The 15,444-nt window shown below is 74.0% G+C and carries 11 protein-coding genes; 7 read left to right on the top strand and 4 right to left on the bottom strand.

Features of this window, described 5'->3' with window-relative positions:
* Positions 1-306: 306 nt before the first annotated feature.
* The gene (locus tag ABZ354_RS10375) at positions 307-3,459 is read left to right on the top strand and encodes an NACHT domain-containing protein (RefSeq protein WP_358655034.1); all 3,153 of its coding nucleotides are present in this window, start codon (positions 307-309) and stop codon (positions 3,457-3,459) included.
* Positions 3,460-3,732: 273 nt separating this feature from the next.
* Here the strand turns inward: ABZ354_RS10375 and ABZ354_RS10370 are convergent, their stop codons facing one another.
* Together ABZ354_RS10370 and ABZ354_RS10365 are read right to left on the bottom strand one after the other, a co-directional pair.
* Positions 3,733-4,530 (bottom strand): VOC family protein, encoded by a 798-nt coding sequence (locus ABZ354_RS10370; RefSeq protein WP_358655032.1) that lies wholly within the window; start codon positions 4,528-4,530, stop codon positions 3,733-3,735.
* 160 nt (positions 4,531-4,690) lie between these two features.
* Positions 4,691-5,902 (bottom strand): S8 family peptidase, encoded by a 1,212-nt coding sequence (locus tag ABZ354_RS10365; RefSeq protein WP_358655030.1) that lies wholly within the window; start codon positions 5,900-5,902, stop codon positions 4,691-4,693.
* Positions 5,903-6,310: 408 nt separating this feature from the next.
* Between ABZ354_RS10365 and ABZ354_RS10360 the strand changes: the two genes are divergently transcribed.
* The 4 genes from ABZ354_RS10360 to ABZ354_RS10345 all read left to right on the top strand — a co-directional run bounded on the left by ABZ354_RS10360 (position 6,311) and on the right by ABZ354_RS10345 (position 10,206).
* The gene (locus tag ABZ354_RS10360; RefSeq protein WP_358655029.1) at positions 6,311-6,736 is read left to right on the top strand and encodes a hypothetical protein; all 426 of its coding nucleotides are present in this window, start codon (positions 6,311-6,313) and stop codon (positions 6,734-6,736) included.
* Between the two features lie 363 nt (positions 6,737-7,099).
* Positions 7,100-7,714, top strand: a complete 615-nt coding sequence (locus ABZ354_RS10355) for a dihydrofolate reductase family protein (RefSeq protein WP_358655027.1) — start codon at positions 7,100-7,102, stop codon at positions 7,712-7,714.
* Positions 7,715-8,086: 372 nt separating this feature from the next.
* A complete protein-coding gene (locus ABZ354_RS10350; RefSeq protein WP_358655025.1) occupies positions 8,087-9,355 on the top strand; it encodes a glycosyltransferase family 4 protein in 1,269 nt (422 codons plus the stop codon).
* Complete coding sequence (locus ABZ354_RS10345) at positions 9,352-10,206, top strand: transferase (RefSeq protein WP_358655023.1); 855 nt, start codon at positions 9,352-9,354, stop codon at positions 10,204-10,206. Before ABZ354_RS10350 ends, ABZ354_RS10345 begins: the two co-directional genes overlap by 4 nt.
* On the opposite strand, the gene ABZ354_RS10340 is transcribed toward ABZ354_RS10345, so the two are convergent.
* Positions 10,196-11,218 (bottom strand): LacI family DNA-binding transcriptional regulator, encoded by a 1,023-nt coding sequence (locus ABZ354_RS10340; protein ID WP_358655022.1) that lies wholly within the window; start codon positions 11,216-11,218, stop codon positions 10,196-10,198. The two genes, ABZ354_RS10345 and ABZ354_RS10340, sit on opposite strands and share 11 nt — an antisense overlap.
* Before the next feature lie 138 nt (positions 11,219-11,356).
* On the opposite strand from ABZ354_RS10340, the gene ABZ354_RS10335 reads away from it, so the two are divergent.
* Positions 11,357-12,208 carry a phytanoyl-CoA dioxygenase family protein gene (locus tag ABZ354_RS10335; protein WP_358655020.1) on the top strand — a complete coding sequence of 284 codons (852 nt, stop codon included), beginning with the start codon at positions 11,357-11,359 and terminating at the stop codon, positions 12,206-12,208.
* A gap of 220 nt (positions 12,209-12,428) precedes the next feature.
* On the top strand, positions 12,429-13,556 hold the full coding sequence (gene alr, locus ABZ354_RS10330) for an alanine racemase (protein WP_358655018.1): 1,128 nt from the start codon (positions 12,429-12,431) through the stop codon (positions 13,554-13,556).
* A gap of 414 nt (positions 13,557-13,970) precedes the next feature.
* Here the strand turns inward: alr and ABZ354_RS10325 are convergent, their stop codons facing one another.
* Positions 13,971-15,437, bottom strand: coding sequence for an MFS transporter (locus ABZ354_RS10325; RefSeq protein ID WP_358655016.1), 1,467 nt, complete (start codon positions 15,435-15,437; stop codon positions 13,971-13,973).
* Between the last annotated feature and the right edge of the window lie 7 nt (positions 15,438-15,444).

Raw genomic sequence — 15,444 nt, 5'->3', positions numbered from 1 at the left:
CCGGTGTCCCCACCACCGGCGCAACGCGCCCGGACTCACATCCCCGTCCCGGCCCTGGAGACGGACGCCCCCGGGCCGGGGCCCCTGTCGGCCGGGGAGACGTCGACGCCGCCGCATCGCATGCGGTGCGGCGAGTCCGCATCCCTCTGCACCCGCGCGGACGGCGCCTCACCGCGACGTGCGCACATCCGTCCGGTCAATCGCCCGTCGGGAGGAGTACGCGCTTTTCCGTCCCGTGCGGTTCCGGTGCCGTGCCAGCGTGGTGAGCCGGTGACCGGCTGACGGGGCGCAGGTGGGGTTGTGGTGATGGGGACACCGTTCCGGCGGGCACACGTGCTGCGCCGGGCCGGACTGGCGGTGGCCTGCGGGGCCCTGGTGGCGCTGGCCGTCGTACTCGCGCTCGGGCGGGGCGACTCGGACACCGCGTCGATGTGGGTGTCGGTGGTGTCCGCCGTGCTGGCGGTGTGCGCCTTCGTCGTGGACCTGGTGCGCGGTCCGGACCCGGTGGAGCAGGGGGCGGCCGACCCTCCGGGCAGGCGGCGGCAGGCAGCCGACGCGCTCGCCGAAGCCGTCCGGACGCAGTGGTCGGCCGAGGTCCGCAGGCGGCGTCTGGACGACCCGGAGCCGCTGGACGTCCCGTGGTCCCGGGTGGGCCCACCACTCGCCGACCGTGTACCGGGTGTCCCGCTGCCCGCACCCCGGGCGGGCGATCAGCGGCCGGCCCGTGTCGTCGCGGCCTTCCGGGCCGTGCCCTCGGGGCGGCTGGTGGTCGTCGGAGAGCCGGGGGCCGGCAAGTCGGTGCTGGCCCTGCAGTTCGTGCTGGGTGTGCTGGAGGCACGGCAGGCGGGCGCGCCGGTGCCCGTGCTGCTGAGAGCGGCGGACTGGGACCCGTGCTCGTCGTCGCTGCGTGACTGGCTGGCGGACCGGCTGGCGAAGGACTACGGCTCACTGGCCGCGCCGGTCGACGACGGCCGCACTCTCGCACACGACCTGCTCGACGCGGGTCTGATCCTTCCCGTGATCGATGGTTTCGACGAGATTCCGCGGGGCGCGCAGCAGAGCGCGCTGCGGCTGCTGAACCTCGAACTCGACGCCCGCCTGCCCGTCCTGCTCACCTGCCGCACGGCCGCGTGGGCGGACGCGGTACGCCGGGGCGGCACACTGACCGCCGCCGAGGTCGTACGACTGCGGCCGCTGGACTTCACCGCCGCAAGTGCCTACCTGACGGACACCGCCCGGTACGGCAGCACCTGGGCGCAGGTTCTGCAGGACCGCCCGGCACCGCTGGTGGAGGCCCTGCGCTCCCCGCTGACGGTGACTCTGGCGCGTGCCGTGTACGAGGACCCGTCCCGCGACCCGGCCGAGCTGACCGACCCCGTCCGCTTCCCGACGGCGCAGTGCGTCGAGGAGCACGTGCTGGACGCGTTCGTGCCGACGGCGTACGCCGGACCGAAATCGCCCTGGCACCCGGAAGCGGCACACCGCTGGCTGAGCTGCCTCGCCCGTGATCTGGCCGGCTCCACGTCCGGTCTGGGCTGGTGGGAACTGCCCGCCGCGCTGCCCCGGTTCCTGCGGGTCCTCGGCCCGGCCGTGCTGGCGCTCCTCGCCACGGCAGCGCTCCTGGTGCCGATCGCCGTCCGCGGCGGCGGGGTGATCGCGAACTGGGACAGCACGGAGTCCGCGGTGCTCAACTTCGCGGGCATCCTGACCGGCCTGTGCTTCGGCCTCGCCCGGCTGCCGGCGCCGACGCCGCAGACCCGGCAGGGGCTGCGATGGCTGGTCAGGACGGCTGCGTGGACCACCGCCTTCGCGGCAGTCGTCGGCGTGGGACTCGGGCTGCTGGTGCCCCCGCTCGTCGGCTCCCGGCTCGGCGCCGTCATCACCCCGCGGCCCGCCTGGTACCTCAACGGCTGCTGTTTCGGCCTGATCCTGTCCATGATGTTCGCGGTGGCGGGGCTGACCCGCCGCCCGGCACCGCTGAGCGTGCCGTGGGCCGGCAGCCCGAGCGGCCCCCCGGCGATGCGCGCTCTGGGTTCCCTGCTCGTCTTCGCCGGCCTGGCGATCTACGGCTACACCCGCGCGCAGGTCCCGTCCGCGACCTGCGCGGTGGCCGGCCTGGTCCTGCTGCTGGCCGCCCTGGGCCGCACGGACCGCCCCGCGGGCTACGTCGCCCCCGCCGCGGCACTGCGCGGCTTCGCCCGGGGACTGGCGCGGGGCCTCGCGGCCTGCACCCTCATCGGCGTCTGCGCCGGGGCCGTCGTCGGGGTGACCAGCGGCACCTTCGCCGCCGTGGAGATCCGGTCGGCCCCCGACTGGAAATCCGGCACGGAGGTCGGGGACTGGCGGCTGACCGTGGTGGACGGCGAGCGCGCCGTCCGCTCGACGGCACCGCAGGACGTCCGGCTCGTCGAACGGGCGGGACTGGACGCCCCGTTCGCCGTGGCGAGGGGCGCGCGGATCTTCTACGACGGACGAGTGGAGCGGTACACGGGCCGTCTGACGATCCGTCACTCGACGGCGGACGGGTGGGTGACGGACTGGCCGGGCAGGCGCACCGCGTGGCAGGGCAGGCCGGTGGACGCCCACAACCTGGTCCTGATGCTCCCCCGCCCGGTCAGGCTGTGGCTGGTGCACCGCGACAGCACGTCCGTCGTCCTGGACGCCGTGGGCCCGCTGGTGTCCTTCGGTGTGCTCGTCGGCATGATCGGCGGCTGCGCGTCCGGTGTCTACCGGGCCCTGAACACCCCGTCCGACATCATCCGCGCCACCGGGCCCCGGGGCACGCTACGGACCGACCGCACCGCCACCCTCGCCCGCGGCGCCGTCGCCGCCCTCGTCGCGGGTGCGATGTGTCTGCTCCTGATCGCCGTGACGGACCGGGACAACACCCTGGGCACCATGCACACCGAGTTGTGGGTTCCCGTCGGCACGTCCTCGCTCGCGCTGAGCGCGTGGGGCCGTACCGCCACGGCCCGCCTCTGGCTGGCCCTGACGGGCAGGGCGCCCTGGCGGCTGATGACGTTCCTCGAGGACGCCCACCGTCGCGGCGTACTGCGCCAGGCGGGCGCCCGCTACGAGTTCCGCCACCAGCGTCTGCAGCACCGCCTGGCCGCCGCCGCACCTCCCCTCGGGGTCCGGCACCGGCCCCGGCTCCGCAGCCTCGCACTCCGCAGCGCCCTGGCCGTCGCGGCGTACGCGGTGGCCCACGTGACCGGCCGCCCCCTGCTCGACCACCCCCCGTCCTCGGGCCTGGAACCCTCGGAGACCGCCCAGGTGATCACCGCCGTCGGCGCCCTCGGCACGGCGATCGGCATGAGCGCAGCGGCTGTCATCAAGGCGGTGGCGCTGCTGATCCACGCAAGGGCGGACATGCACCGGGCGCGTACGGGCCTTCCGGCGCAGCCCGCACCGGAGGAGCCGGAAGAGGGGGAACCCGCGAGGAGTGGTGGGCCGGTGTGAGGGGGCCGGGTGTGGCGGCGATCGCCGGGCCGGGGCAGAACCACCGCACCGCCCTCGCCCGCGCGCCGATCTCCTGCCGCCGGGGCTCCCCCTGTCACGGCCGAGACCGGTCGACAGAGCCCGATCGGCCGTGCTCCGCCCGGCCGGGGCTGGGTCGGCCCGCCCCGGGCCCGGTCCCCGGCCCGTCATGACACGCCGAGGGGCGCCCGGCCGGGCCCGCAGCCCTTCCCCGGCAGCGCGTCGCCGTGCCGGGTGACGGAGGTGCCGGGGAATTCAGGTCCGGGCCGGCGCGAGTGCCACGAAGTCCGCGTGCGCCGGGTCGAGGCAGACGGCCAGGCGGCCCACGCCCTCCGCGTCCTGCGGGCCCATCTGCACGCTGCCGCCGTTCGCCGTGACCTTGGCGGCGGCCTCGTCGCAGTCGGTGACGGCGAAGACCGGGTGCCAGTAGGGCCGCCCGCCCGTCAGCATGAGGTCCTGCTCGCCGAGTTGCATCAGGCCGCCGTGCATCCGCTCCTCCGGGAGCCCGGCCGGGGTGATGAGGGTGTACGTGCCCCCGCCGCCCGGCAGGGTCATGTCGCCGAACCGCCAGCCGAGGACGCTGCCGTAGAACTCCTTCGCGGCTGCCACGTCGGTCGTGTACAGCTCGGTCCAGGACAGCGAACCGGGCTCGTCCACCAGGTCGACGCCCTTGGTGGTGCCCGGCTGCCAGACGGCGAACTGTCCCCCGAGCGGGTCACTGTACTGCGCCATCCGGCCCCACTTCTCGACGTCCATCGGGGGCACCCGCACGGTGCCGCCGGCGCCCTCCACGGCCCGGGTCGTGGCATCCGCGTCGGCGACGCTGTAGTAGATCATCCAGGCGGGCCGGGCGCCCTCCTCGGTGAGCTTGCCGAGCCCGGCGACGATCTTGCCGTCCTTCCGGAACATCCCGCCTTCCATGTCCTCCCCGTCCCCCATGGACTCGTAGTCCCAGCCCAGGACCGTTCCGTAGAAGGAGGCGGCGGCCCCGACGTCGGGGGAACCGAGGTCGAGCCAGCAGGGGGAACCGGGGGCGAAGTCAGTGGTGATCACCGCGATGTCCTTTCGCAGGTCCTCTTTCGCCTCAGCCTTGCACCTGACGCCGGCACTCGCCCGTCGGCCGTGTGCCCGGTACGGCGACGGAGCCGCAGAGGGATCGTTTCCCCTGCGGCCCCGTGGCCCACTGCCCTCGCGGCCCTACGGCCGCGTGTTGCTACTCGGTGACCTTCAGCAGCTTGTTCGGCGTGCCGGAGCCGGGGTTGCCGATCTTGTCGGCGGTGGCGCCGTCGGTGAGCGCCTTCGCCACGTCGGCCGGAGCGGCGTCGGGGTGACCGGCCAGGTACACGGCGGCGGCACCGGCCACGTGGGGGGAGGCCATCGAGGTGCCGGAGATGGTCTTCGTGCCGGTGTCGCTGTCGTTCCAGGCCGAGGTGATGTCGGAGCCGGGTGCGTAGATGTCGACGATCTGGCCGAAGTTGGAGAAGTCGGACTGGGCGTCGTCCTTGGTGCTGGAGGCGACGGTGATGGCCTCCGGCACCCGCGCGGGCGAGCCCTGCCCGGCGTCGGCGGACTCGTTGCCGGCCGCGACGGCGAAGGTGACGCCCGAGGCGATGGCCTTGGTGACGGCCGCGTCGAGCGCGGGGTCGGCGCCTCCGCCGAGGCTCATGTTGGCCACCGAGGGGCCCTTGTGGTTCTGGGTGACCCAGTCGATGCCGGCGATGACCTGCTCGGTGGTTCCGGAGCCGCTGTCGTCCAGGACCCGGACGGCGACGACGTTCGCCTTCTTGGCGACGCCGTGCTCGGCGCCGGCGATGGTGGCGGCGACGTGCGTGCCGTGCCCGTTGCCGTCGTCGGCGGTGTCGTCGTTGTCGATGGCGTCGAAGCCGTGCGTGGCCCGGCCCTCGAAGTCCTGGTGGGTGATGCGTACGCCGGTGTCGATGACGTAGGCGGTGACACCCTCCCCGGCCTTGTCGGGGTAGGTGTACGTGCTGTCGCCGGCCGTGTCCGCCTGGTCGATGCGGTCCAGGCCCCAGGAGGGCGGGTTGTCCTGGGTGGCCGTCGCGTGGAGGGTGCGGTTGGCCACCACGGTGCTGACGGCGGGGTCGGCCGCGAGGCGCTTCGCCTCGGCCTGGGTCAGGCTGCTCGCGGCGAAGCCTTCGACAGCGGCCCCGTAGGACCGGCTGAGCCTGCCGCCGTACTGCTGGGCCAGGTCCTTCTGCTCTCCGGCCGTCGTCTCCTCGTCGAGGACCACGATGTAGCTGCCGGCGACGGCCCCTTCGGCGTTCAGGCCGTACACCGTGCCCTGGGCGGGTTCGTCGGCCTGGGCCTGCGCCACCCCGATGAGGGCGGTCGCGGCCGTGGCCGTCACCGCGAGTATCGCGGTGGTGAGTTTCCGTGTGCCGACACGCCTGTGATGCGTCGTCATGGAGAGGGGTCTCCTCGTGATGTGGGGGGATTGGCCTCCGGCGCAGTGCTGCGCGGCGGCTGCTGAGAAGACTCACCACTTGTCGCGGTCAGATCAATCCCTGCGTGCGGCCCCCGGATGGGCGCCCGGACACATCTCCACACGGTCCGCCCATGTCAGAGCCAACCGGCACGCAAAGGCCCAGGTGATCATGTTGGTTGACGTCCGAACCACCGCCCGCGCGAGAACTGTGACGATCTCCTCGCTCGATCTTCACGGTGCCGGCGGTTTGGCGGAGGGCCGAGCGGCCCGGTGCCGGTCTCCGGTCGTCGGCGGTCACGACGGTTCGGCAGCCCTGCTCCCCCGCGCCCGGCGCGGGTGACAGTGCCTCACGTGTTTGGCACGGCGCTCTGTGGCAAGCCGGTCTCCATGACTGAACAGAACAAGAGCACCAATCGACAGGCGAACAACGCGACGACGCAGACCAAGGCGCGGCGCGCCGCCGGCAAGGCCGGCGCCCCCGCGTCACGCGCCGCCAAGGGCGCGTCCGACACGGCCGGTGACGCCGCGTCGGACGTCAGGTCCGGCGCGCAGCGGGCCGTCGACACGGCCTCCGGTGCCGCGCAGACCGCCGCCAGGGGCGTGGAAGCGGGCCGCAAGGCGCTCGTCACAGCTTCGGGTCAGGTCGCCTCCACGGCCAGGACCGCCTGGACGGTCGTCGCCAACCGCAAGATCGTCACCGCGGGTGTCGGCGTCGGCCTCACCGCCGTGACGGCCGCCTCGTACGCCGTGGGCCGGCGTTCGGCACTCCACACGCAGGGGCCGATCACGCGGCTCACCGGCGGACGCATCTGACGCGGACGCACGCCCGGGACAGGGACACGCCCGGGACGGGGGCACGCCCGGGACGGGGCGGTGATTCCGGCGACGGCTCCCTGAAGGGCCCGAGCGGTCCGGCGCCGCACCGTGGGCCCCGGCCCCGAGGGACCCGGCCCGTACGGCAGAACCGCGCGCCGCGGACCCCGCATCCCGAAGGTCCCGGCTCGCGCAGCGGAACGCTCCGCTGCGGCTCCGGCGCGCGGAAGCACCGCCGGGCGCACGGTCGGCGTGTCTCTCGGTATGCCGGGCTGCCTGTGTCAGGGCCCCTGCAAGCCCCCGCCGGTGGTCGTCTTCCTGAGGGACCGGTGAGTTCGGGCGGCGGATCGAGTCTGCACGGGTATGACGCGCATCATCGCCGACATCTCGGTCTCCCTCGACGGCTTCGTCACCGGGCCGGGCCCCGGACCGGACAACGGACTGGGCACCGGAGGCGAGGCCCTGCACACCTGGGCGTTCTCCGCGGACCCCGGGGACCGCCGTGTCCTGCGCGAGGCGACCACCCGCTCGGGCGCCGTCATCCTCGGCCGCCGCCTCTTCGACGTGGTCGACGGGCCGCACGGCTGGGACGACACGTCCGGCTACGGCGCCGGCGAGGTCGGCAGGCCACCGTTCGTGGTCGTGACCGGCTCCCGGCCGCAGTCGGTGCGGTTGGCCGATCTCGACTGGACATTCGTCACGACCGGTCTGCCCGACGCCGCCGCCGCCGCACGCGAACGCGCCGAGGCGGCGTCGGCCGGCACCGGCAGGGACCTCGACGTCGTCCTCATGGGCGGCGGCGCCACGATCTCCTCCGCCCTCGACGCCGGGCTCCTCGACATACTGACGCTGCACCTCGCCCCCGTCGTCCTGGGCTCCGGGACGCCCCTGTTCACCTGCGGAGCCCCGCGTTCGCTGGTCCGGCGGAGCGTGACCCCGACACCGAACGCGACCCACCTGACGTACGAGGTTCTCTGAGCGCGTGGCAGGGTCGGCGTGCGGTTCGACTGTCGCCCTTCTTCCGTCGGTGCTCCGCTGATGCATGAAGTTTCCCCCCGAACTTGCCCACCTGCCGCAGGGTGCGGTGCCCCGCTGTCGGCTGCACGTCGCCCGGGCCGACGGAGAGGCCGGCCAGTCCCCCAGCTCCCGACCCGGCCCGGTTTCCGGCGAGGGCTGGGGAGCCGTCACCCGACCCCGGTCCGGCCCCTCGTCCGACGCGCCCCGCGTCCCGCCCCGCCCCGCGCCGGACCACCCCGCCCGGCTCCGGCAATGCCCGGCAATGCCTCTCCTGCGTGCCACAAAGCAGTAACAAAGGGCAACCCCGCGGCAGTTGGACAGGTCTGGGCCGCCATGAAGATCTCATTCCTTCTGCACAACGCCTACGGGATCGGGGGCACGATCACCACCACGTTCAACCTGGCACAGGCTCTGGCCGGGCGGCACGACGTGGAGATCGTCTCCGTACTGCGCCACCGGGAGGACCCGGCCTTCGCCCTGGATCCCAGAGTGTCCCTGCGGCCATTGGTGGATCTGCGGCACGACAAGGAGCATCCGCTGCGCCGGCGGCCGGCACGGGTGTTCCCCGCGGGCGAGTACCGGTACCACCAGTACAGCGAGCTGACCGACGAGCGGATCGCCGCGTGCCTCGCCGACACCGACGCCGACGTGGTCATCGGTACGCGGCCGGGACTGAACGTGCACCTGGCGCTTCAGGCCCCGCAGCGGGTCGCCCGCATCGGGCAGGAACACCTCACCCTGGACAACCATCCGCCCCGGCTGCGCACCACCATGCGCCGGGCGTACCGCGGGCTCGACGTGCTGACCACGGTCACGGAGGCGGACGCCGCCACCTACCGCCGTAAGATGCGGCTGCCCGGCGTCCGCGTGGAGGCTCTTCCGAACAGTGTTCCCGATCCGGTACTGCCGGTCGCGGACGGCTCCGCCAAGGTGGTGATCGCGGCGGGGCGGCTCGTACCGGTGAAACGCTACGACCTGCTCATCGAGGCCTTCGCCACGGTCGCCGCCGAACATCCGGACTGGCAGTTGCGCATCTACGGCAAGGGCGAGGAGCGCGAGCGGCTGCGACAGCTCATCCAGCGCCTCGGCCTGTGCGGCCATGTCTTCCTGATGGGCGCCGCCGCCCCCATGGAAGCGGAGTGGGTGAAGGGATCGATCGGGGCCGCCGCGTCCGACTTCGAGCCGTTCGGCATGACCATCGTCGAGGCGATGCGCTGCGGACTGCCGGTGGTGAGCACCGACTGTCGGTACGGGCCCGGCGAGATCATCGAGGACGGCGTCGACGGCCGGCTGGTGCCCGTCGGCGACCGTGACGCCCTGGGCGGCGCGCTGCTGGAGCTCGTACGGGACGACGAGCGGCGTCGGCGTATGGGCCGGGCGGCCGTACGGAACGCGGCACGGTTCGCTCCCGCGCCCGTGCTGGAACAGGCCGAGCGCCTCGTCCACGCGGCGATGTCCGCCCGGCGAACGGGGCGGCCACCGGGCCCACCCGAACGGGGTCGGGTGCACCACGGCCTCGTCCAGCGGACCCACGCGGCCCGCGACCTGGCCCGCACCGCGGCCGGCGGAGTCCTGCGCACCTTGGGAAAGGGGCAGCGATGACCACCGCTTCCGGAGCCGTACCCGGCACGCCACCGCGCGTCGACTGCACCATCGACGCGGACGGGCGCACCGTGTTCACCCTGCGTGCGCCCGCGACCGCGGCATCCGGCGGTTCTCCCCGGCTGCTGCTGCGGCTGCGTCCCGCCAAGGGGCAGCCCGAGGAGACCACGCTCGCCGTCGACCTGACATCCCTGGACGAGGGCCGGCCGCGCGGAGTCCTGGAGTCGCGGACCGTGCTGGAGGAGGGGCGGTGGGACGTCTTCCTGGTGCCGGACCCCTCAGCTCCGCGGGTGCGGCTGCGGCCCGGGCTGCGCGACCAGCGGGCCCTTGTCGACGGGTACACCCGTGACTGGCCGTCACCGGTGGCCGTGCGGGTGCCGTACACCACCGTCGACGGTTATCTCGCGCTGCGGACCTGGCTGCGCACCGCCCACGCGGAGGTCGAGCGGATCGAGACCACGGACCGGTCGATGACGGTCGGGGCCCGGCTGCACGGTGTCTCGCTCTCCGGGTCGGCCTGTGTGCTGCTGCGCCGACGGGACGTCACGCGCCTGACACGGGAGGTGCCGGCACGGGTCGAGGGTGACGGGCGTCGGTTCCTCTTCACCGTGGACTACGCGGAGTTGGCCGGTGACAGTCCCGGCGGGGGTGTCGTCTGGGACGTCTTCGCGCGGGTCCGGGACGGGGAGGGGACCGCGCCGGTCCGGGTCGCGCGGCTGCTGGACGACGTGGCCGACCGCAAGGAGGTCTTCGTGCATCCGGTGGCCGTGGTCGGGGGCGACGCCGTGCGGCCGTACTACACGGTCGACAACGATCTCTCCGTGGAGGTGCGGGCGGCCGTCAGTCCGTAGCCGCGGGCCGCGTGCTGCCGCGGACCTCCAGGCGGTGCGGGACGACGACGTCGAGGGCGGGTACGTCCGCGGCGGGGTCCCGGATGCGGTCGACCAGGCACTGCAGGGCCCGCTCGGCGATCTGCCGTTTGTCGGGGACGACGGTCGTCAGGGGCGGGGTGGAGTAGCGCGCGTCCTCGACGTCGTCGAAGCCGACCACGGCGAGGTCGTGCGGGACGCGCAGGCCGCTCTGCCATGCCACGTGCAGCGCGCCCAGGGCGAGTTCGTCGCTGAAGGCGAAGACGGCGTCCGGTCGGGTGCCGGATTCCAGGAGGGCGGTCATGGCCTTCGCACCGTCGCGACGGTGCAGGGCGGTGACCGCCTTCTCGAGGGCGGGGTCGGGGGTCAGGCCCGCGCGTCGCAGGGCGTGGCGGTACCCGTCCAGGCGCTGGCGGGCGGTGCCGTTGTGCAGGTGGGGCTGGAGGCCGATCGCGGCGATACGCCGGCAGCCCGTCTCGATCAGGTGGGTGGTGGCCTGGTCGGCGGCGAGGACGTTGTCCACGGCCACTCGGTCGGCGGCGCCGTTCGGGTCCTGTTCGCCCAGCAGGACGACGGGGACGTCGCGGGCGTGCAGGGCCAGTTCCTCCGGGCTCACCGACCACGGGCTGATGATGAGGCCGTCGACCAGACGCCCGCCGCCGTCCTGCAGGAGTCTGCGTTCCGCCTCCGGGTCGCCGGAGGTCTGGTCGATGACGACGGTCCAGGACCGCTGCTGCGCGGCGTCGACGAGGAGGCCGGCGAGCTCGGAGAAGTACGGCGAGTGCAGTTCGGGGATCGCCAGGCCGATCAGGCCGGTGCGGCCCGCGCGGAGGTTGCGGGCGGCGAGGTTGGGGCGGTAGCCGAGTTCGTCGAGAGCCGCCTGGACGCGCGCCCGGGTTTCCTCGGCCACGGCCGCCGAGCCGCTGACGACGTTGGACACCGTACGCACCGACACACCCGCCACGGCGGCGACATCCTTCAGACGGCTCCTCACGGCGGTCATCTTCGCACGCCGCCCGGGAGCGGCACCAGAGATCTTGCACCGCGCCATTGCAACGTTGCAATCACCGATGCCACCATGGGAGCCGCATCGTCGACGGCCACGAGCCGAGGGCCAGGAGGAGGGCGTTTCATGAGTTCGCACGTGTTCGCGGGGATCAGCCCGAGTGACCTGGACATCGATGTCACAGCAGAGGTGTCCGCCCTGTACGAGGACGGCATCACCGCGCTCGGCGGCGCCTTCCCCGTGCCGTGGGCGGACCGGCTCCGGACAGACGTCGACGCCGCTTTCGAGGAGGCGCTGGCGCGGCCGGGGGGCGCGGTCGGGCGCGGTCCGCACCGCTACTACGTGGAGATCCACCCCGAGCAGATCCGCGGGTTCGCCGAGCTCGTCGACCACCCGTGGGTGCGGTCCGTGTGCACCGCGGTCCTCGGGCCCGCCTACCGCGTCGTGGAGCTGGGTTTCGACGTCCCGCTCGCCGGCGCCGTCAACCAGCCCTGGCACCGGGACTTCCCCATCCCGGAGGAGACCCGCCGCGAGCGGCGCCTGACGTCGCTCGCCTTCAATCTGACGACCGTCGACACCACCCCCGACATGGGGCCATTCGAGATCGCGCCGGGCACCCAGTGGGACGACGGCCCCGACTTCGACCACGGCATGTTCCCGCCCCGCTCGCGCTACCCCCGCTACCAGGAGCGTGCCGTCCGCAAGTTCCCGCAGCGCGGCGACATCTCCGCCCGGTCGGCCCTGACCATCCACCGGGGCACGGCCAACGAGTCCGGCAGGCCACGTCCGGTGCTCGTCCTCGGTGTGGACGGTCCCGAGGCGACCAACGGCGAGCGCCACGACATGGCGGTCACCCACGCCTACTGGGACACGCTGTCCGACCGGGTGCGCCGTCATCTCGACTGCGCCGTGGTGGACGAGCTGATCCCGGTGACGCAGAAGCACACCATCGAGGGGCTGGTGATGGGGGACGCCTGAGGTTTCCGTGTGCCGGCCACCCGCACCCGCGTGCCCGGCGTTCCGACGTAGGGCGTTCGTGAGTCCGTGGTCCGTGTGCCCGGCGTCCGTCGTTCGAGCCGGCGGGCCGTCTGTCGGCCGTGGTCCGGGTCGGCGGGCGCCGGATACCCGATCGGGCAGGGCGAACGGCCGCACGGCCGGGTCTGCCCGGGTCCGGGCGGCTTCCCTACGGTTGTCCCGCGTGAGCGATGAACCAGCCTCCCTGGCCCGCATCAGCCTCGCCGCCGTCCGCCACAACGTCCAGTTGCTGCGCGGGTGCGCGGGGCGGGCCGAGATGATGGCCGTGGTGAAGGCCGACGGATACGGGCACGGCGCCGTGCCGGTGGCGCGGGCCGCCCTCGCCGCGGGAGCCACCTGGCTCGGCACGGCCACCATCGACGAGGCCCTGCGGCTGCGCGCGGCCGGTATCGACGCCCCCGTCCTGAGCTGGCTCAACGGCCCGGGCGCCGACTGGGCCACCGCTCTCGCCCACCGCATCGACCTGTCCGCGAGCGACGTGGCCCTGCTGGAGGAGATCGGGAGGGCGGCGGTGCGCGGCGGCTCACCCGCCCGGGTGCACCTGAAGGCGGACACCGGTCTGGGGCGCGGCGGCTGCCCGCTCACCGAGTGGCCCGCGCTGGTGGACGCGGCGCTGAAGGGCGCGGCGGACGGCACGCTGGAGGTGGCCGGGCTGTGGTCCCATCTGGGCTCGGCGGACGACCCGCGCGACCCGCGCTGTCTGGCCCAGCTGGAGCTGTTCCGGGAGGTCACCGGGTTCGCCGAGCGCGCCGGGGTGCGGGGCGCCGTACGTCACCTGGCGAACTCGGCCGCCACCCTGGCCCTGCCCGAGGCGGCTTTCGACCTGGTGCGTCCCGGCATCGCCGTGTACGGGCTGTGGCCCGACGAGCCGCTGACCGACGCCGACCTGCGTCCCGCGATGTCGTTGCGGGCCCGGCTGGCCCAGGTGAAGCAGGTGCCCGCCGGGCAGGGCGTCTCGTACGGGCACGACTACCGCACCGCGCGCGGCGGCCGGCTGGGGCTGGTGCCCCTCGGGTACGCCGACGGGGTGCCGCGTGCGGCGGGCAACGCGGTGCCGGTGTGGGTGTCGGGGGCCCCGCACCGGATCGCCGGGCGGGTGTGCATGGACCAGTTCATGCTGGACCTGGGCGACAGCGCGGCGGCGGCCGGTGACGAAGTGGTGCTCTTCGGGGCGGGTCTCGACGGGGAGCCGACCCTGGCCGACTGGGTACGGCGGCTCGGCACCATCACCAATGAGATCGTCGTCCGGATCGGCGGTCGTGTCACCCGTGTCTACACCGATGAGCCGTAGCCGGTGTGGTGTGGTGCGGATCAGTCCGGTCGCGCAGTGCTGCGCCCTTCGGGACGGCCCGAGCGGGTCCGGTGGGTGCGGCTGCACGGCGGAAAGGGACTCGACGCGATGCGGCTCCCTCCCGCGCGGGCGCAGCCGCACGCGCGGGAGGGAGCGGTCGGCGGCGACGCCGCGGACGCGCGTGCCGGGTCCCGCGACGCCGGGACGGCTCGGCGACCGCCCCCAGGGGGCGTCTGCCCAGGTTCGCGGGTGAGGAGCGGTGTCCGGCGTGCTGCCGCGAGGCGGAGAAGAAGCGCCCTCGTGCCGGAGCCGCCAGGGCGGTTCGACGACGCGGCGAGCCCGTGCGCCGGGCTCCTGGCTCCGGGCTCCGGACCGCCGCGGACTGGTGCCGGACATCCCCTGGTCGCCAGGCCCCTAGGTACCGGGGGCGTTGCCGGCGTGTTCGGGCGGTGGTGCCGTGGGGGCGGCGGGGCGCTCGCGCCCGGCCCGGGTGAGCAGGACGGTCACCGTCGTCGCCAGCAGGCAGGACACGCCGGCCAGGATCAGGCCGTTGCGCAGGCCGGCCCCGAGGTCGGCCGTCGCGGTCAGGGCGTGGCCGTCCAGCGCGGACGGTCCCAGCACCGCGCCCAGGGAGGCGATGCCCAGCATCGCGCCGACCTGTTGCAGAGCCCCGCCCATGGCCGCGGCCTGGCCGGTGTCCTCCGGCCGGACGCCGCCGATCATCAGCCCGTTGTTCGGGGACATCACCAGGCCCATGCCGAGGCCCATGAGTGCCGCTCCGGGCCACCACACCGCGTACGAGTGGCCGGCCGTGAGGCAGGCGATGAACAGCAGTGACGCTCCGGCGAGTGCCGTGCCGGTGGCGACGAGCTGCCACGGTTTCAGGCGCCGTCCGGCCCGACCCGCGAGGAAGGCGCCGATCACGATGGCCGTCATGGTGGGCAGCAGCCGCGTGCCGGACTCGGCGGGCGAGACTCCTTCGACGACCTGCAGGAGGAGGCTGAGCACCAGATACGCGGCGTTGAGGGCGACGGCCATCAGGAACATCACCCCTGTGGCGCCGGCGAAGACCGGGATGCGGAAGAAGTCCAGCCGCAGCGCCGGGTGGGCGGTGCGGCGTTCCCTGGTGAGCAGCGCGAGCGCCGCCGCGGCGGCCAGCACCAGCGCGGCGGCCACGTCCGGCGCCGACCAGCCGGAGCGCGGCCCCTCGACCAGGCCGTAGGTGGCCGACGCCAGGCAGGCCACGATGAGGATGTGTCCGAGCCGGTCGAGCGGGCGGCGCGGGCCGGGGAGCGGGGCGGGCAGGCGCCGGCCGGCGGCCAGGGCGAACAGGCCGACCGGCACGTTGAGCAGGAACACGCTGCGCCAGCCGAAGGCCTCGGCGAACGAGCCGCCCGCCACCGGACCCAGTACCAGCGCGAGGCCGGACACGGCGGACCAGGTGCTGAGCGCCTTGGCGCGTTCGCCTTCGCCCGGGAACGCCTGGCTGAGCAGGGCCAGGGTCTGCGGGGTGACGGCGGCCGCCCCGATGCCCTGCACGGCGCGCCCGGCGGCCAGGACCTCCACCGACCCGGCCGCCGCGCACAGCAGGGAGCCCGCGGTGAACAGGCCCATGCCGATGAGGAAGACCCGCCGCCGGCCCCAGCGGTCACCGAGGTAGCCGCCGGTCAGCAGCAGTGCCGCGTACGCGCACACGTACCCCTCGACGACCCATTGCAGGCCGGTCAGGTCGGTGCCCAGGTCCCGGCCGACGGTCGGCAGGGCGAGGACGACGACCGTGCTGTCGAGGAGCGACAGGAACAGCGCCGAGCAGACCACGATCAGGGTCAGCGTGCGCTCGCGTGGGCCGGCCGGCGGGGCCGGCTTGGCCAGGTCAGTCATGTCTCCG

The sequence above is a fragment of the Streptomyces sp. NPDC005925 genome (assembly GCF_040638805.1).
In the GTDB taxonomy this organism is placed as follows: domain Bacteria; phylum Actinomycetota; class Actinomycetes; order Streptomycetales; family Streptomycetaceae; genus Streptomyces.
Note: the sequence above shows the minus strand (reverse complement) of the source record. Positions and strands in the feature narration are given on the sequence as shown.

Bases quoted from the DNA above. Each gene is read 5' to 3' on its own strand.
- ABZ354_RS10360 (WP_358655029.1), top strand. From the start codon at position 6,311: ATGACTGAACAGAACAAGAGCACCAATCGACAGGCGAACAACGCGACG.
- ABZ354_RS10375 (WP_358655034.1), top strand. From the start codon at position 307: ATGGGGACACCGTTCCGGCGGGCACACGTGCTGCGCCGGGCCGGACTG.
- ABZ354_RS10325 (WP_358655016.1), bottom strand. From the start codon at position 15,437: ATGACTGACCTGGCCAAGCCGGCCCCGCCGGCCGGCCCACGCGAGCGC.
- ABZ354_RS10350 (WP_358655025.1), top strand. From the start codon at position 8,087: ATGAAGATCTCATTCCTTCTGCACAACGCCTACGGGATCGGGGGCACG.
- ABZ354_RS10365 (WP_358655030.1), bottom strand. From the start codon at position 5,902: ATGACGACGCATCACAGGCGTGTCGGCACACGGAAACTCACCACCGCG.
- ABZ354_RS10345 (WP_358655023.1), top strand. From the start codon at position 9,352: ATGACCACCGCTTCCGGAGCCGTACCCGGCACGCCACCGCGCGTCGAC.
- ABZ354_RS10335 (WP_358655020.1), top strand. From the start codon at position 11,357: ATGAGTTCGCACGTGTTCGCGGGGATCAGCCCGAGTGACCTGGACATC.
- ABZ354_RS10355 (WP_358655027.1), top strand. From the start codon at position 7,100: ATGACGCGCATCATCGCCGACATCTCGGTCTCCCTCGACGGCTTCGTC.